This window comes from Nocardiopsis xinjiangensis YIM 90004 (assembly GCF_000341145.1).
Taxonomy (GTDB): Bacteria; Actinomycetota; Actinomycetes; order Streptosporangiales; family Streptosporangiaceae; genus Nocardiopsis; species Nocardiopsis xinjiangensis.
In genome coordinates this window covers 22,183-40,151 of the sequence record NZ_ANBE01000050.1, presented here as the reverse complement: position 1 = coordinate 40,151, position 17,969 = coordinate 22,183, and the positions used below count along the sequence as shown (strand labels likewise).

The 17,969-nt window shown below is 69.8% G+C and carries 12 protein-coding genes; 7 read left to right on the top strand and 5 right to left on the bottom strand.

The genetic code is table 11. The features are described 5' to 3' along the window. The first annotated feature begins 10 nt into the window (after positions 1–10). The 5 genes from eda to D473_RS0121345 all read left to right on the top strand — a co-directional run bounded on the left by eda (position 11) and on the right by D473_RS0121345 (position 7,351). Positions 11–643, top strand: coding sequence for a bifunctional 4-hydroxy-2-oxoglutarate aldolase/2-dehydro-3-deoxy-phosphogluconate aldolase (gene eda, locus D473_RS0121365; protein ID WP_017611079.1), 633 nt, complete (start codon positions 11–13; stop codon positions 641–643). Positions 644–1,170: 527 nt separating this feature from the next. Next, positions 1,171–3,096: a hypothetical protein gene (locus D473_RS0121360; RefSeq protein ID WP_017611078.1), complete on the top strand. Its 1,926-nt coding sequence runs from the start codon at positions 1,171–1,173 to the stop codon at positions 3,094–3,096. A gap of 28 nt (positions 3,097–3,124) precedes the next feature. Next, complete coding sequence (locus tag D473_RS0121355; RefSeq protein WP_051043185.1) at positions 3,125–4,642, top strand: type 1 periplasmic-binding domain-containing protein; 1,518 nt, start codon at positions 3,125–3,127, stop codon at positions 4,640–4,642. 202 nt (positions 4,643–4,844) lie between these two features. Then, positions 4,845–6,263: a cytochrome P450 gene (locus D473_RS0121350; protein ID WP_241474847.1), complete on the top strand. Its 1,419-nt coding sequence runs from the start codon at positions 4,845–4,847 to the stop codon at positions 6,261–6,263. Next, a complete protein-coding gene (locus tag D473_RS0121345; protein WP_017611075.1) occupies positions 6,233–7,351 on the top strand; it encodes a cytochrome P450 family protein in 1,119 nt (372 codons plus the stop codon). The genes D473_RS0121350 and D473_RS0121345 overlap by 31 nt, the downstream gene beginning before the upstream one ends. Before the next feature lie 64 nt (positions 7,352–7,415). On the opposite strand, the gene D473_RS0121340 is transcribed toward D473_RS0121345, so the two are convergent. Further along, complete coding sequence (locus tag D473_RS0121340) at positions 7,416–8,921, bottom strand: AbgT family transporter (RefSeq protein WP_017611074.1); 1,506 nt, start codon at positions 8,919–8,921, stop codon at positions 7,416–7,418. Between the two features lie 361 nt (positions 8,922–9,282). Here D473_RS0121340 and D473_RS25195 point away from each other — a divergent pair, with 361 nt between their 5' ends. Continuing rightward, positions 9,283–11,256 carry a M3 family metallopeptidase gene (locus tag D473_RS25195; RefSeq protein ID WP_017611073.1) on the top strand — a complete coding sequence of 658 codons (1,974 nt, stop codon included), beginning with the start codon at positions 9,283–9,285 and terminating at the stop codon, positions 11,254–11,256. 18 nt (positions 11,257–11,274) lie between these two features. Here D473_RS25195 and D473_RS0121330 read toward each other — a convergent pair whose 3' ends face one another. The 3 genes from D473_RS0121330 to D473_RS0121320 all read right to left on the bottom strand — a co-directional run bounded on the left by D473_RS0121330 (position 11,275) and on the right by D473_RS0121320 (position 15,585). Then, complete coding sequence (locus tag D473_RS0121330) at positions 11,275–11,931, bottom strand: response regulator transcription factor (RefSeq protein ID WP_017611072.1); 657 nt, start codon at positions 11,929–11,931, stop codon at positions 11,275–11,277. A 210-nt stretch (positions 11,932–12,141) separates the two neighbouring features. After that, positions 12,142–13,497 (bottom strand): sensor histidine kinase, encoded by a 1,356-nt coding sequence (locus D473_RS0121325; protein ID WP_017611071.1) that lies wholly within the window; start codon positions 13,495–13,497, stop codon positions 12,142–12,144. A 90-nt stretch (positions 13,498–13,587) separates the two neighbouring features. Beyond that, a complete protein-coding gene (locus D473_RS0121320; RefSeq protein ID WP_017611070.1) occupies positions 13,588–15,585 on the bottom strand; it encodes a serine hydrolase domain-containing protein in 1,998 nt (665 codons plus the stop codon). 308 nt (positions 15,586–15,893) lie between these two features. On the opposite strand from D473_RS0121320, the gene D473_RS0121315 reads away from it, so the two are divergent. Continuing rightward, positions 15,894–16,880: an ADP-ribosylglycohydrolase family protein gene (locus D473_RS0121315; RefSeq protein WP_017611069.1), complete on the top strand. Its 987-nt coding sequence runs from the start codon at positions 15,894–15,896 to the stop codon at positions 16,878–16,880. A 28-nt stretch (positions 16,881–16,908) separates the two neighbouring features. Here D473_RS0121315 and D473_RS0121310 read toward each other — a convergent pair whose 3' ends face one another. Next, on the bottom strand, positions 16,909–17,910 hold the full coding sequence (locus D473_RS0121310) for a CPBP family intramembrane glutamic endopeptidase (RefSeq protein WP_017611068.1): 1,002 nt from the start codon (positions 17,908–17,910) through the stop codon (positions 16,909–16,911). Between the last annotated feature and the right edge of the window lie 59 nt (positions 17,911–17,969).

Genomic DNA, 17,969 nt, shown 5'->3' with positions numbered 1-17,969 from the left:
GACGACACCCATGACGACGACACCCCGCTCGGGATCCGAGCTGATGGACCTGGCACCGGTCATGCCGGTGGTCGTGGTCGAGGATCCGGAGAAGGCCGTTCCGCTGGCCCGCGCGCTGGTGTCCGGCGGGCTGCCCGGCGTGGAGATCACCCTGCGCACCTCCGGTGCCATGGCGGCGATCGAGCGGGTCGCCGCCGAGGTGCCCGAGGCCGTGGTGGGCGCCGGCACGGTGACGACGCCGGAGAAGGCCGACGCCGCGGCACGGGCCGGGGCGAATTTCCTGGTCAGCCCCGGATGCAGCCCGCGCCTGAGCGAGGCGATGGCCGACACGGGACTGCCTTTCCTGCCGGGGGTGTCCACGGTCTCGGAGGCCATGGCGCTGCTGGAGCAGGGTGTGCACGAGATGAAGTTCTTCCCGGCGGAGCCGGCGGGTGGCGCGGCCTTCCTGAAGGCGCTGTCCTCCCCGCTTCCTCAGGCGCGCTTCTGCCCCACCGGCGGGATCACGGTCGATTCCGCACCCGCCTACCTGGCGTTGCCCAATGTCGGGTGCGTGGGCGGCAGCTGGCTCACGCCCGCCTCGCTGGTGGAGGCCGGCCGCTGGGACGAGATCACCGGCCTGGCCCGGGCCGCCGCCCAGCTCTGACCCGTTCCGGGGCCGGACCGATGCCGTTGGACTTGTGGGCAGGGGCCTGTGGGCCTGGTGATTCGGTGCGGGTGGGAGAACCCCGTTGGGGTGATTGAGGCGGGGTGGAGCCTGCGGTGCGGATAGTGGGTGGGGGGTTGGTGTGGGTGGTTCGACGACCCGGCGAACCACCCCGCCCAGGCACCACAAGAAATCCCACAATCCCGAACCCCCGCCACCCGGAGTCACAAGAAAACCTGTCTCCAGCCACAACGAACAACCCCTCGGTCCCGGTCACAACAACCAGAACCACCTCTCTTCCTCCCACCTCCCGCGGCTCGGAGCCCCAAATTCCGAAGCCAGTCCTTGCCTCACTGGCCCCCATGCGTCCCATCAGAAACAAATCGAACAAAAAACCCCAAAGAACGCATAATTCGCCAGGTTCACATAACGCCTGACTAACGAAATGTGTATATCCTTTTATTGGTGCCGCCTGTGCGCATTATTAATCGATGGGCAGGCCGCAGTCGACAAAGGGGGAGGACCGTGTGGCGGAGTCACACGTGGAGAGTCCGATCGGACGCAGGGAGGGCGCGCGCCGCTTCGTCGCGCTGGCCTCTCCCGGCGGCGACGGCTCCGAACCGCGGCCGGTCATGGTCGTGGAGGGCGGCCACGGGACGGGCAAGACACATTTCCTCAGCTGGGCCGCCACCACCCTCTACGATGCCGGCGTCCCCTACGCCTACGTCGACCTCGCCAAGGACCGCTTCACCGACGTCACGAGCGTGCTCAGTTTCGTGGCCTCGGTCAACGCCAGCGCCCTCGGCCACACTCGCGACGATTTCGGCCGCCTGGAGTTCCCGCGCTTGTGGATGGCGCTCCTGGCGATCTGCGCCGACCTGGAGTTCGAACCGCTCGGCGAACACACTCTTCCCGAGGGCGAACGCGAACGCCTGAAGTGGATGCTCGGCAAGGTCCGTACCCGCGGCCGCGGGGTCCTGCGCAAGCTCGGCGACCAACTCGAACGCGCCGGCCGGATCATCTCGCTCGAGGAACTCCTCACCGGCTTCGGTGCCGTCGAGCTCATCCGCGCCGGCCTCGGCCTGTCCGGCCTCGCGGTCAACACGATCGACGAGGTCCTGGGCTGGTTCAGCACCGGCAGCGCCGAACCCGTCGACGAACTCATCGCCCTGCGTCACCAGGTCCAGGACCCCGACCACTACAACGCCGTCCTGGGCCGCAGCAACCGCGAGCTCGCCGCACAGTCACTGTGCAAGGCCCTGCGAGCCGACCTGCGTGATCTCAGCCGTGCCCAACGGCGCGTCCCCACACCCGCCCTCATGCTCGACAACGTCGATCGCGGCCCCGGACCCGAGCTCGTCTCCGCGCTCGTGGGATCGGCCAAGGAGGGCGGCGACCATCTCAGCGTCGTCGCGGCCACCGGGGGCGGGCGCACCGGTGTGGTCAACGTGCTGCCCCTGGCCATGGAGGGCACCCTGTGGTCGCGCTACCGGTTGCAACCCTTCACCACCGCCGAGGTCAGCGAGCTGCTCGTCGAGGCCAGCGGGCAGGGATGGCACTCCGACGACGTCGTCGACCACCTGTGGGGGTTCACCGGGGGACACCCGGGGGCCAGCGCCGCGCTGGTCGAGGCCTGGGTCCGGTGCGAGGGCTCCGGGGTGGCCCACGCGCTCCGGGACCGGCCACCGTCACCGGGCATGGAGGCCTTGCCCACCACAGAGAACCTCATGCTCACCAGCGTGCTCGGTGAATCCCCCAACAAACTCAACACCGACCTGCTCGCGGCCCTGACCACATGCTCGGCCGCCCGCGACGTCGAATCCGGGCTCTGGCTGTACCGGGAACAGAGCGGCCCCAGCCACGAGGTCGGTGAGCCGGTCCTGCTCGAGCGACCCCTGTGGGAGGAGGACCGCCCCACGGTGCTGCGCCGCCTGCTGCAGCGGGTCCTGGCCCGGCGTGAACCGATCGGCACCTACCCCGATTGGGGCACCGTGCACCGCAGCCTCGTGCACCACTACCGCACGGTGCGGCCCGACCCGGTGCGCAAGGCCTACCACCTGCTGTGCGCGGGCGAGTTCCTGCTGGTGGCGGAGTTCCTGGTCGAACGGCTCATCGATCCCGAGATCGACGGCGACGAATGGGTGTGGACGCTGCAGGACATCGCCGCCGCCCCGACCCGGAGCACGTTCGAGCGGCCCTACTTCGACGTGCTGCTGACGCTGCTGGGCGAGCAGACCCGTACCGCGGACCCCTCGCCCCTGGTGCGCACCACCCTCAAACTGCTGGTCGCCCGCCACTTGGCGAGCGACCCCGACATGTTCCGCACGGCCGAGCTGCATGCCGCCGCCCAACAGACCCTCTCCGACCTGGCCGCCGACTTCGCGGGCGAGGGCTCCAACCGGCTGCTGGCCGAGGCGGCGCAGCACCTGTCGTTGTGGGACCGGTTCAAGTGAGCGACGCCGCGGGAAGCGAGAAGTGACGATGCTGGAGGACACGAAGAAGGACCGACGGATAACCGGCTTCGGTTGGGGCGCCAGGAGACCGTGGTGGAAACGCCATTGGAGGCCTCTGACCGCGGGAGTGCTCGTCCTCGTGCTCCTCGCCGCGGGCCTGCGGTACTGGGACGAGTTCATCTGCGGGGGGCCGGGCAACGGGGTCCGCTCCGTCGACGGCCAGTGCGTGGGCATCACCGACGCCGGACACGTCTTCCACGACGATTTCGCCGACATCCAGCAGCGCATTGCCGAGGAGAACGCCCAGGTCGCCGAAGAGAGCGGCGGACAGGCGGTCAAGATCGTCCATCTCGGAACCTTCACTTTCGGCAAAGTCAGCCCCATGGACCCCGGGCGCATGCTGCGTGCCATCGAGGGCGCACACACCGCGCAGATGGTCGCCAACCGTATGCCGCGGTTCGGGGACACCACCCCGCAGATCCAGTTGGAGCTGGCCAACGTCGGCGGCCAGCAGCGCCAGTGGGGACCGGTCGTGGACGACCTCGTGGAGATGACCGAGGACGAGGTCCCCCTCGTCGCGGTCACCGGGATGGGGGTCAGTATCGACTCCACCCGCGACATCGCCCAGCGCCTGAGCAATGAGAACATTCCCATGGTCTCCTCGGCGGTCACCGCGGACGGTCTGGAGCACGGCGAGATCCCGGGCCTGGTGCGTGCGGCCCCCAGCAATACCGAGTACGTGCTGGCCCTGCGGTCCTATCTGGAGGAGCTCGAGGAGGAACCCGACGCGACCCTGGTCTACGACAAGAACGATCCGGATCTGTTCGTCACGTCCCTGCGTGAGGCCTACGAAGAGCACCTCACCGACTTCACCGACGGCCATGCCCAGGAGTACGAGGGCACCACCGTCGGAGACCCGCAGGGCTCCGGCCTGTACACGACGATGGCTCTCAACGTGTGCTGGGCCCGCAGTGACACGCTGTTCTTCGCCGGTCGCGCCCCCGACCTCAAGGACTTCCTGTCCTCGCTGGCGATCCGCCAGTGCAACGACCGGCATCTGCGTGTGGCGTTCGCCGTCACCGGCCTGAGCGTGCTGCAGGACGAGGAGGTCATGAGCTCCCTCGAGGAGGGCAACATGAGCCTGCTCTACGCCTCGGCCACCGACCCCCGGTGGGACGGTGCCGTGCCAGGCGTCGAGGCGCCCCAGAACTACGGGGGCTTCGCCAACGCCTACCGCGAGTACGTCAGCGAGGAGGAGGGCGCCCTGGACAACGGGTACGCGCTGGTCAACCACGACGCCGTGGCGGTCGCGGCGAGCGCGGTACGCATCTCCAACCAGAGCGAGAGCGAGAAGTTGCCCACCGCGACCCAGGTGTTCTCGCACCTGATGTTGCTCAACAGCGCTCACGAGGTCTCGGCCGGCGGTGGGACACTCAGCTACAGCGACCGGATGGCCGGAGAGTCGGCTGGACGGTTCGTGCCGATCGTGGAGGTTCCTCTGGACGGCGACGACCCTCTGGAGGATCCCTACCGCACCGGCGACTGAGCCGCTGTCCATGGGACGTATGGGGAATCGATACCCCAATGTGCCTTTGTGTGCCCCCATGGTGGGGATGAGGTTCTTGGTGCCTGCTTTACTTGGGGGCGCGAACACGACGCGAACGGTGTGCCGCGCCCCGCGTCGGACCTCGACCAAGCGCCCGCGCATCCGTGCCCCAGGAGACGGGCCAGGAAGGAGACCCGCACGTTTGAGTCCCGACAGGCCCGCCGGCACGTCCTCCGCCAAGTGTCCGATGGCAGCCGCCCGTGAGGCGGCCGTCCCCCTCTACGGGCAGACCGAGGCGCCCGTCCCCGAAACCATGGAGGACCTCCGCCGCCGTTTCGGCGACCTCGCCCCCGTCGAGGTCGCCCCGGGCGTCCTCGCCTGGGTGCTTCTGAGCTATGAGCTCAACCGCACCGTCCTGCAGGACGCCCGTACCTTCCCCCGTGACCCCCGCCGCTGGACCGAGGCCAAGGAGGGACGAGCCACCCCCGACAAGGTCCCCGGCCCCTTCTGGTACTTCCGCAACGCCCTGTCGAGCGACCAGCCCGACCACGGCCGCTACCGGGAAGTCATCGAGGACGCCCTGAGCGTTCTCACGGCCGCACGTACCTACGGCGTCGTCGACGAGTTCGTCCGGGACCTCATGGCCGAACCGGCGAGCCGCGGCCGCGCCGACCTCGTCTCCGACCTGGCCTTCCGCCTGCCCCTGCTCCTGCTCAACGACGCCTTCGGCCTCGACAGCGACCAGGGCGCGCAGCTCGTCGGTCTCATGCGCAAGGTGTGGGACGGGGGCGAGGAGGCCGAAGCCGCTATGGGCGGGCTCTTCGGGTACGCCCAGTCGGTCACCCTCCAGCGGCGCGAGGACCCCGGCAGCGACGTGGTCTCCCGGATGATCACGCACCCCAACGGCCTCGACGACGAAGAGGTCGCCCACCAGCTCATCCTCATCATCTCGGCCGCGCACGATCCCCTGATGAACCTCATCGCCAACACGTTCCACGCGCTGCTCTCCGACCGCGGTTCCCGCGCCGACATCATGAGCGGCAACGCGCGGATCGAGGAGCTCGTCGACATCGTGCTGTGGAAGGCGCCCCCGATCTACCTCATGCCGGGCCGCTACCCCGCCCAGCAGATGGACCTCGACGGCTGGACCGTCGGTGAGGGCGACTGCCTGATCATGGGGTACGGCCCCGCCCACTCCGACCCCCATGTGGTCGAGCACCTCGACCTCACCGCACCCTCGGGTACCCGCGCCCACCTGGCGTTCGGCACCGGCCCCCACCAGTGCCCGGCCCGGAACCTGGCCCGACAGATCGGCGTCGACGCGGTCGGCACGGTCTTTCGGATGCTGCCGGACATGGCGCTCTCCGTGCCCCCGAGTGACCTGACCTGGAGGCGTTCCCCCTTCGCGCACGGTCTGGAGGCCCTGCCTGTGACCTTCGATCCCGTGCGGACCTCCCCCCGGACCCCGCAGAAGACCCCGAGTTCTGGAGGCCAGTCATGTCCGCACACCCCCGACCCGTCGTCCTCGAACCAGGAGACCAGCGAGGGCTCGCACGCACGCTCCGGGACGCCGGGCCCGTTGCGCGCGTTGTGGTCGCGGGTCTCGAAGTCTGGGCGCTGACCGGAGACGAGGCCCTGCGTTCGGCCCTCAACGACTCCCGCTTCCGCCGCAACTGGCGGTCCTGGAGGGCGCTCGGTGAGGGCGAGGTGCCCGAGAACCACCCGGTCCGGGCGATGGTGCACCTCGACAACATGCTCACCTCCGACGGCGCCGAACACCGCCGTCTGCGGGGGCTGATCTCGCGCGCTTTCACCCCGCGCCGGATCGAGGCGCTGCGCCCGACCGTGGAGAAGACCGCGCGAGAGCTGATCGAGGCCTTGGCGGAACGGCCGGCCGACGAACCGGTCGACGTCAAGGAGGAGCTGGCCTACCCGCTGTCCGTCGCGGTCTTCGCCGCGTTGTTCGGGTTCGAGGCCTCCCACCACGACCGCATGCGCGCGATGGTGGCCACCGCCTTCTCCCAGGGGAGCCCGGAGGAGGTCGCCGCGTTGCGCGCCGACGTCGACGCCTTCGTCGACGAGCTCGTGGCCGCCAAACGGGCCGAGCCGGGGGAGGACATGACGTCGGTACTGGTGACCGCGAACGAGGACGGGGACCGCCTCAGTGACGTCGAGTTGCGCGACACCCTGTGGCTCATGATCACCGCCGGGTTCGAGACCACCGCGTCGGCCGTCGCCAACGGTGTCCGGGTGCTGCTGTCCAACCCCGACCAGCTGGCCCTGCTGCGGGAGGGGGAGGCCGAGTGGGCGACGGCGGTGGAGGAGGTCCTGCGCCACTCCACGAGTGTGGCCGCGCTGCCGTTCCTCTTCGCGGGCGAGGACGTGGAGATCGGCGGTGTGACCGTCGCGGAGGGTGAGCCCCTGTTGCTGGGCTACCTGGCGGCCAACCTCGACGAGGAGCGTTACGGCGACAACGCCGAGCGTTTCGACCTGACCGAGGACCGTCCCCGCAACCTGGGCCTGGGACACGGTCCGCACACGTGCCTGGGCTCCTCGTTGGCGCGTATGGAGCTGGAGACGGCCCTGCAGGGCCTGTTCACCCGGTTCCCGCAGGTCGCGGCGGCCGGTGACGAGCCGGCCGAGATGCCGTCGGTCTTCATCAATTCCCCGCTCACCCTCCCGGTGCGCTTGGGGACCCCGGCCCCTTGATCCGGGAACACCAGAGGGGTCCCGCGCACCGCGCGGGACCCCTCTGGTGTGTGATGCCGGTGGGTCAGGCGACCGGGGCGCCCGGGCCGAGCGGGATGCCCAGCGCGTACCAACCGAGGAAGAACAGCGTCCACACGATCAGGATCATCACCGTGAAGGGCAGTGTCAGCGAGATCAGGGTGCCGATACCGGCGTCCTTGCGGTAGCGCTGCATGAAGCCCAGCACGAGCACGAAGTACGGGCTCATGGGCGTGACGATGTTGGTCGAGGCGTCCGCGATCCGGTACATCGCCTGCGTCGTCTCCGGGTTGATGTCGAGCAGCATCAGCATCGGAACGAACACCGGGGCGATGAGCGCCCACTGGGCCGAACCGCTGGTGATGAACATGTTCATGAGTGCCGCGAGGAGGATGAAGCCGATGAACAGGAACGCCATCGGCACGTCCAGACTGCCCAGCCATTCGGCGCCGCGGACCGCCAGGACCTCGGCCATCCCCGACCACTGGAAGTAGGCCAGGAACTGCGAGGCGGCGAAGAACAGCACCAGGGCCGGTGCGAGATCCTTGATGCCCTTGCCCATGAAGGTGGGGATGTCCGCTGCCTTCTGGACCGTGCCCGCCACGAGTCCGTAAGCGACACCCACCGCGAGGAAAGCCGCGGCGAGGACCACGGCGATACCGCTGATCAGCGGGGACTCGATGACGGTACCGTCCTCGCCGCGGAACCAGGAGTTCTCCGGCACCAGGGCGGCCACGAACAGGACCGCCATGACCAGCAGGGTCAGGCCCGCGGCCCACAGCCCCTTGCGCTCCTCGGCCCTCAGCTCGAAATCGCCGAGCGCGTCGCCGCCGGTGGTCACGTCGTCCAGGCCCTCGGTGCGCTTGCGCAGCACCAGCTCGGTGACGAGGGTGATGAGGAGCGCGAGGAGGACGGCGCTGGTCGCGTTGAAGAAGTAGTTGGCGAGCGGCGTGACGGTGACGTTCGGGTCGATGACCCCCGCTGCCTCGGTGGTGATGCCGCCGAGGAGGGCATCGGTGGGGGCCACGACGAAGGTGGCGTTCCAGCCGGCCGAGACTGCGGCGAAGGCGACCACGATACCGAGCGTGGGGCTGCGGCCCACGGCCTGGAACACGACAGCGGCCAGCGGGATCAGGATGACGTAGGCGGCGTCGCTGGCGATGCTGCCGCAGATCCCGACCAGGGCCACCACGAAGGTCATGTACTTGGCCGGGACCCGGGTGATACTGCTACGCAGAACCGCGTTGATCAGGCCGGTCTGCTCGGCCACCACCACACCGAGCATCATCACGACGACCAGGCCCAGAGGCGGGAAGTTCACGTAGTTGGTGACGGCCTCCCCGAAGATGACCTGGAAGCCCTCCGGCGACAGGAGGCTCCGCACATCGATGCGCTCCCCGTCCATGGGAGAGACCGCGTGCGCGCCCGCCCAGCTCAGCACGGCGCTGAGCAGGATCACGAAGCCTCCGAGGACCGCGAAGATCCAGAAGGGGTGGGGGAGCTTGTTGCCCGCCTTCTCGATCCCCCGCAGGGATCCCAAGAGCATGGACATGGCTCGGCCGGGGGGTTTCTCCGTTGTCTCGGCCACGGCAGCCCTCCTTAACAAGCTGTGGCGGGTGCGGGGTTGGTGCACCACGACACTGAGGTGGAACCTGTTGGGTCAGCGTCCATTCTGGGGTCACCTGGGTGATGCGTGTAACCGCGTCACGTTCATCCAGCGCAGGTGTTTCGTAACCGTTAGTCATACTTAAGGCCCCGAACCACGAGGAACCCGGTCCCTCGGGCGGTTTTTCGAGGCCCGGCCGGAGGCGGGCGGGAGCACCGGTGGGCCGGACAACGTTCCCGTAACGCGTTCCCTTGGGACAGAATCCTGTAGAACGGCACGACCGTCCTACAACGAGGAGCAACCACCCGTGACCGAGAACCCGTTGCTGCGACCCAGTGACCTCCCCTACGGCCTCCCCGACTTCGCGGCCGTCCGCGAGGAGCACATCGTGCCCGCCTTCGAACAGGGCACGGCCGAACACCTGGCCGAGGTCGCCGCGATCGTCGCCGACCCCGAACCCCCCACCTTCGACAACACCGTCGCGGCGCTGGAACGCTCGGGCCGAACCCTGAACAGGGTGGAGACCGTCGCCCTGCACACCCTCGCGGCCTCCGACGCCACGGACGGGATCCAGGAGATCGAACGCGAACTCGCGCCCCGCTCGGCCGGCCACCGGGACGCGGTCTTCCTCGACCGGGGCCTCTGGCAGCGCATCAAACAGGTCACCACCGACGATCCGGAGGAGAGTCGACTCCTGGAGCGCTACCGCACCGACTTCGTCAAGGCCGGCGCCGACCTCGACGAGGAGCAGCAGGAGCGGCTGCGTGCCATCAACGCCGAACTCGCCGAGCTGGCCTCCGACTTCGGCCAGAACCTGATCCGCGCGAGCGCCGACTCCGCGCTGGTCACCGACGACCCGGCCGACCTCCACGGCCTCGGCGAGGAACGCATCGCCGCCCTGGAGCAGGACGGGCGCTACGTCCTGCCCCTGCTCAACACCTCCGTGCAGCCGGCCCTCGCCCAGCTCGACGACCGGGCGACCCGCGAGAAGCTGTACCGGCTCAGCACCGAACGCGCCCCCGGCAACCTCGCCATCGCGGCTCGGGCGGCCGAACTGCGTGCCGAGCACGCCGGGCTCCTGGGATACGCCGACCACGCCGCCTACAAGGTCGCCGACCAGACCGCCAAGACCGTCGAAGCCGTCGAGGAGCGCCTGGGCCGCCTCGTCGAACCGGCCCGCCGCAACGTCGAACGCGAGGCCGCCGTCCTGGCCGAACAGGCCGGCCACGAGATCGAGCCGTGGGACTGGGCCTACTACGCCGAGCAGGTGCGCAAGGAACGCTACGACTTCGACGAGGAGGCCCTGCGCCCCTACCTCGAGCTCGACCGGGTCATCGAGCAGGGGGTCCTGCACGCCGCCCACCTGCTGTACGGGATCACCTTCACCGAACGTCCCGACCTGCACGGATACCACCCGGACGTGCGCGTGTGGGAGGTCTTCGACACCGACGGCACCGGCCTGGGCCTGTACCTGCTCGACCCCTACGCACGCCCTGCCAAGGAGGGCGGCGCGTGGATGCACAACCTCGTCGGCCAGTCCTTCCTGCTCGACGACCGCCCCGTGGTCGTCAACAACCTCAACATCACCAGACCTGCCTCCGGGCCCACCCTGCTCACCTGGGACGAGGTCGAGACCGCCTTCCACGAGTTCGGCCACGCCCTGCACGGGCTGCTGTCGGCGGTGCGGTTCCCCCTGGTGGAGGGCACGAGCGTGCCCCGCGACTTCGTGGAGTACCCCTCGCAGGTCAACGAGGTGTGGGCGACCGACCCGACGGTCCTGGCCTGCTACGCGCGCCACCACGAGAGCGGGGAGCCCGTGCCCGCCGAGCTCGTGTCGGCGCTGGAGCGCGCCAACCGGTTCAACCAGGGGTTCTCCACCTTCGAGTACCTGGCCGCGGCACTGCTCGACTGGTCCTGGCACCGGCTCGCACCGGGGGAGAAGATCGAGGACCCTGCAGGCTTCGAGGCCCGTGCACTGGAGCGCGCCGGTGTCGCGCACCCTCTCGTGTCTCCCCGGTACCGCAGCACGTACTTCCTGCACATCTTCGCCGGGGACTACAGCGCCGGTTACTACTCCTACGTGTGGAGCGAGGTGCTGGACGCCGACAGCGTCGAGTGGCTGCGCGAGCACGGCGGGCTGCGGCGGGAGAACGGCGACCGGTTCCGCGAGAAGGTGCTGGCCGTGGGCGGGAGCGTCGACCCGATGGAGGCGGTGCGGGACTTCCTCGGGCGTGAGCCGCGCCTGGAGCCGCTGCTGGCCCGTCGCGGACTGGAACCGTGACACACGGGGGCCGAGGCGTCAGGGGATGGCGACACCGCTCCGGTAGGCCCAGACGACGGTCTGCAGCCGGTCGCGGACCCCGATCTTGGTCATCACACGACCCAGGTGTGACTTGACGGTGCTCGCCTCGATGATGAGCTTGTCGGCGATCTCCACGTTGGACATGCCTTGCGCGAGCAGCCGGACGATCTCGAGCTCGCGTTCGGTGAGGAGGTCGCGGGAGCCGTTGTCCTCCCCGCGCACGGACCGCCGCTTGGCGAACTCGGCCATGACCCGGCGGGTGACGGCCTGGTCGACCAGCCCGTACCCGTCGGCGAGCCGACGTACGGCCTCGACCAGGTCGTCGGGCGCGGTGTCCTTCAGGACGAATCCGCTCGCGCCGGCCTCGAGCGCCCCGAAGACGTACTCGTCCAGGTCGAAGGTGGTCACCACCAGGATCGCCGGGGGAGCACCGGACACACGGGAGAGGATCTCCCGGGTCGCCGTCAGCCCGTCCCCGCGCGGCATGCGCACGTCCATACAGACGACGTCGGGCCGTACCTCTTCTACGAGCTCGACGGCGGAGCGGCCGTCACCGCACTCCCCGACCACCTCGATGTCGTCGGCGATCTCCAGCATCACCCGGAAACCCGCCCGGACGACGAACTGGTCGTCAACCAGGGCCACCCTGATCATGGAGTTTGCCTTTCTTCGCAGCGTCATCGGGGCTGCAGGAGGCGCCAGGTGTGGCTTCCGGGAGGTCGGGAGGTCCGGTGGCCGAAGGGGCCTGGCCACTCTGCACACGGAAGTCTAGGGCCTGTTCGGTGAGTGCGGTCCGTCGCGAGCGGAGAACGCAAAACGGGCCCGGCGGAACTTCCGCCGGGCCCGTCCTTGGATCGGGGTTGGTCAGTGGAGGGGCGGCCGATCGACGGGCAGGGCGAGCCGGACGCGCCATCCGCCCGAGTCCGTCGTCCCCGTCTCCAGTTCCGCACCGATGAGGTCGGCGCGTTCCTTCATCCCGAGCAGGCCCAGCCCGCGGGATCCCTTCGGTGACTCATCACGCTCCGAACCGGGACCGTTGTCGACCTGCAGCACGGTCTCGCTCTCACGGTGGTGCAGCTCCACATGGACCCGTGCCCCCCACGCGTGGTCGCGCGCGTTGGCCAACGCCTCTTGGGTCACCCGGTAGAAGGTGACGTCGGCGGCCGGCGGGAGCTCGTGGGCGGTGCCGGTGCGCTCCAGGGTGACCTCGCTGCCCTGCGCGCGTTCCCCCGCCACCAGGCGGTCGAGCACGGCGATCCCCGGGACGGGCGCCCCGTCCGCAGACGGTTCGCCCTCGGCCTCCCCGCGCGGTTGCTCCCCGGCCTCGCGCAGCGCGCCGACCACCAGCCGCATGTTCTCCAGGGTCTCCTTGCCCTGGACCCGGATCCAGCTGATCGTCTCCGCGACGGCCGGGGAGTCCCGTCCCGCGAGTTTCTCGGCCGCGCCCGCCTGCACCACCATCCCGGAGAGGTGGTGTGCGGCGACGTCGTGCAGTTCCCGTGCCACACGCGTGCGTTCGTCCCTGATGGCGCGCTCGGTCCGTTCCTTCTCCGCCTCGATCACCCTGAGCCGCTCCAGCTGGGTGTAACGCCGCCGCATGGCCACGTCGTTGCCGACGAGAGCCGGCACACCGAAGGTGAGCACGCTGGACAGCGCACGCCCTGTACCGGCCAGGACGGGAGCCGATACCCCCGTGAGGGATGAGGGCGGCGCGAACGGCGGCGAGGCGAACACGAACCCGAACAGGCCCAGGACGGCCGCGACCGTCACGAACACCGGGATCAGCTGCCGCAACGGGAGCACGGTGCCGCAGGTGTAGGCCACGAAGAACGACGCCAACCCCTGGAAGGCCGCATCGGGCGGAAGGAGGGTGATGAGCGCGACCTGGGTCGCCACCACGGCGGACAGGCACAGCAGCGGTGCGCTCCTGCGCACGCACACCACCACGGACTGCACGACCGTGAGGACGGTGAGCGCCGCCACGGCGTTCGGCGTGAACGGGCCTCCCTCCGCCCGTGCCAGGACCACGATCGCGGAGAGAAGGGCGAGCGAGCCCAGGGTGACGAACACGCCCAGGAGGAGGTCGCGGCCGAACGGCCCGTGGAGGCCCAGACGGGTGAGCCCTTGGTCGAGCAGTACCAGCGGCCGGAGAACCGGCCTGCTGAACGCGTCCTGTCCGGCGTCGGCCACGACCGGGCCCGCCGAGTTCTCACGGCTCATCGATTCCGCCCTGCTCGTGGGTGGGGGGGGAGGGGAAACAGCGCGGGCGGAGGTGGCCCGCCCGCGCCGGTGGAGTACCGCAGAGGTTACTCAGAAGGTGACGCTTCCGGCGACCATCCCGAACACGGTGGCGATCCATCCGGTGCCCAGCAGGGCCAGCAGGACGAGAGAGCTGCCGACGTAGCGGCCCCAGCCTTCCCTGCGGCGGATGTTGTCGTAGAGGACGTAGGCCGCCGGGAGGATACCGAGCACGCCCAGGCCCTGGACGACCTGGAAGGCCCGCAGCATCCCGAAGGAGACCGGCTCGAAACTCAAGGCGATGCTGAGGGCGAAGCCCCAGCCGGCGAACCCGAGCAGGGTGGTGACCATGGCGGCCCGGGTCAGGACCCGTGCCCACCGGCCGGCCTTGTCGCGCTTGGGCAGCGACATCTTCCAGCGGACGAAGACCGCCACGGGCCACGAGAGGACGGCGATCACGATCACCGCGACCGAGCCGATGAGGACCGGCAGGACCACCGAGGCCCGGGTCTCCCCACCGGCGGGCAGGAGGGTGAAGGCCGTGGTCCCGATCGCCCGGACCTCGTTGTCGACCACGTCCGCGGCCAGCGTGCGGTGCCCGTCGATCTCGCGCCACACCCAGGGCTCGACCTCGATGTACTCCGTCGGCTTCCCGGTCTCGGGGCTGTTCAGGACGATCGTGCCGTCCTCCGTCGCCACGATCTGTGTTTCCTCCATGGCGTAGATGAGAGCGGCGAAGTTGCTGTTGATCGACCGGGAGGGCGTGTAGTTGCCCTCCAACATCGCGGCGTGCTCCGACGCGGTGGGCTCGGCCTCCCCGCCGTCGGCCTGTTCGCCGGGGAAGTAGCGGTCGGCGAAACCCTCCACCAGGGCGAGGCGCAGGCTGTGGGAGACGAGCGCACCGTTCCCGGAGCTGTTCAGGGTGATGAAGATCCCCGCGTTCTCCTCGGGGTAGATCTGCATCTCGGAGTGGAACACGTCGGTGTCCCCTCCGTGGCTGACGACCCGGTTCCCGTTGTTCTCCCCCTGGAAGAAGCCGAGCCCCATCTGTCCGCCGCCGGCGAGGCCGCCGAGGCTCTCCTCGCCCAGCGCCGGCTCGTGCATCCGGGTGATCGTCCCGGGCTCCAACACACCGGCGCCCTCGGACGCCTCCATGTGCACGCGCATGAACTCGGCCATGTCGGTCACCGGCGCCGTCAGTGCCCCCGCCGGGGAGTCGGAGACGGTCTCGAACCGGTCGGTCGGAGGTCCCTCGTCGGTGGTGTAGCCCTCGGAGAGCCGGGACTCCAGCTCTTCCGGCAGCGGCTGCTCCATGGTGGAGGAGTCCATCCCGGCGGGGGCGAGCACGTTCTCCTCGACGTACTCGTTGTAGGGGACCCCGCTGACGTTCTCGACGATGTAGCCGGCGAGCGCGATGCCGTAGTTGGAGTAGGCCGGTGTCGTTCCCGGTTCGTAGCTCTGCTCCGGCGGATCCTCGGACACGACGGCGCGCAGGTCCACCTCCTCGTCGCCGGCGAGCATCGCGTTGGCGACACGCTCCTCGAACCCGCCCGTGTGCGACAGCAGGTGGCGGAGGGTGAGGTCCTCGTCGTAGGACTTGTCCACCTCGAAGTCGAGGTACTCGTCCACGTCGGTGTCCAGGTCGAGCTGTCCGTCCTCGACCAGCTGCATCACGGCGGTCGCGGTGAACGGCTTCGACACCGAACCCACACGGAACAGTGTCTCCTCGGGGTCGACCGGCTCCTGGGCCTCGACATCGGAGTAGCCGTACCCGCGCGCGGTGATCAGCTCGCCGTCGGAGACCACGCTCACGCCCGCGCCGGCGATCTGGGCCTGATCCAGGTAGGCGGGCAGAACCCCGTCGAGCCAGGCGTTGACGTCTTGTTCGGTGAGTTCCGCGTCGGCGGCCTCCGGGTTGGGGACGTTCGGCGACGGTGCGGGGCTCGCCCCGGTGGCGCCGGCGCAACTGGTCGCGAGGACCGCGATGGCGCCGGCTGCGGCGAGTGCGGCGAGAGGGCGGCGACCGTGCCGTGGGCGGTGGGCCCGGGGGGTTGGCCTGCTCGGGAACACGAGCTACTCCTGGGGATCGAAGAATCGGGGACGGCGCTGTGGGAAGCACCCGTTGTGTATGTCTCCAGAATCGCGAAGACGGGTGGTTCCGGTCTTCTGCCCCGAGCAGGAACTTGCCTTGCGACCTTTGGTGGAGGAGCCCTCGTCCGGACGTCGGTCGGCCCCGGGACGCGCTGCGGCCCTCTGGCCGGTGTCGGCCCTTATCGACAGGACCTGGCGGTCCTCTGCTCCCGGCGGAAGAATCGAGGGGCCGGCGGCCCCGTCGGCGGTCGCCCCGTACCCCCTGTTCCCGAAAGGAAGAAGTGACCATGGCTCACCCCCTCACACCGGCCACCGAACGCGAGGGCCGCGCCGCCGGCACCCTGCTGGCCGCCGCCTGCGGCGACGCCCTCGGGGTCCCCTACGAATTCGCGCCCCGCCTCGGTGAGGACCGCATCCCCGAGATGATCGGCGGCGGCCTCGGCCCCTACGCGCCCGGGGAGTACTCCGACGACACCCAGATGGCCGTGTGCATCGCTTGGGCCCTCGCCGGGGCCGACGGTCTTCCCCTCCGGGACGCACGTGTGCTCGACACCGTCGCCGACCACTTCCTCCGCTGGCGCCGTTCCGGGGCCACCGACATCGGCAACCAGACCCGGGCCGTGCTCGACTCCGTCCAGGACACCGCCCGCACCCACGGGACGTCGGAGGCGCTGCTGCGTACCTCGCGCGACCTCCACCGGAACGGGGGGCGCACCGCCGGAAACGGGTCGCTCATGCGTACCGGGCCCGTCGCCCTCCACACAGCGGACGACGCCGAGGCCACGGCCGATGCCGCGCGCCTGGTCAGCGACCTCACCCACGCCGATCCCCTCGCCGGTGACGCCTGCGTGATCTGGTGCGAGGGCATCCGGCACGCCGTCGTCCACGGAACCTTCGACGGGGTGCGTGCGGGGGTGGAGCTCCTGCCCCCGGAACGGCGCGCGGACTGGAACACCCGTCTGGACGAGGCCGAGTCCGCCGATCCCCACACCTTCGGCAGTAACGGGTTCGTCGTCACCGCGCTCCAGGCCGCGTGGTCGGCGATCACCCGCACCCCGGTCCCGGACGGCGGCACCGGCCACCTGCGGGCCGCACTGGAGGCGGCCGTGCGCGCGGGGGACGACACCGACACCGTCGCCGCCATCGCCGGTGCCCTCCTCGGCGCGCGCTGGGGCGCCTCGGCCGTGCCCGACCAGTGGCACGAGGCCGTCCACGGTTGGGAGAAGATCACTGCGGACGGCCTCGTGGACCTGGCCCTGCGGATCGGTCGCTGACCCGCCGGACACCGCATCCCGCGCACCGTCACGCAGGCGGTCGCGGACCCGCGGTCAGGGCAGGACCGGTCCGCCGTGTACGCCACCACACCACGGCCGTGAACAGCAGGAGCAGGACGCAGGGCAACAGCATCACCGGCGAACCCGCGCCCACCGACCGGTCCATGCCCTCGGCCAGGTCGGTGCGGGTGATGAGCACGAGGAGGAAGGCGATCGTGTTGTTGACCGCGTGGATGACGACGGCGAGCTCGATTCCGCCCGTGCGCCACGTGAGCAGCGCCAGCGTCGCCCCGAGCACGAAGTAGTACAGGTTGAGCCAGGGGTCCAGCGCGAGATGGACCACCATGAACAGCAGACTGGAGACGACCACACCGAGGAAGAGCGCGGTGCGCGGGCCCTGTCCCCAGCTCGCGGCGACCCGGAACGCGAGCCCGCGGAACCCGTACTCCTCGCCCGCCGACTGCAGCGGCGTCAGGATGATGACGACCATGAACGTGGCGAACAGGTCGAAGGTGCTCCAGGACCCCTCCTCGTACGGCAGGAGCAGGTTGAAGACGGCCATGTACACCGTCCAGACCGGCAGGACGACGAGGAGTGACCGTCCCATCAGGTCGAACCGGAAGAGCGACCGGACCGAGTGCAGCGAAACGCCTTCGACCTTGTAGAGCCACCGTTGGATCAGCATGCTCCACGGCAGGAGCAGTGCGAGCGCGAACAACGCCGCGGCCTGGGAGACCGGGGTGATCTCGATGTCGTCGGAGGCCGGGTCGGTGAGGCCGAGCGCCGACTCGGCGAAGAGCCCGACGGCCCCGAAACCCAGCGAGAAGGCGAACAGGCCGATGAGCAGGAGCAGGAGCGCTGCGATGCCCCGCCAGATCTGCCGCTTCTCCGTCGCGAGCACGCGGTGGTACGGCATGCCCGGCGGTGCCGGCCGCGGCCCGCGCCGCTGCGGCGGCGGGGCCGGGCCCACGGGGCTCGACCCGGCGGGAGGGGGTGCGGGGTGGGTGGAGGAAGGATGCTCGTTGTCCATGCCTCGAACCTAGAACGCCCGGCCCCTCGCGTGGCAGTGCCGAGCATCACCGCTCGCCA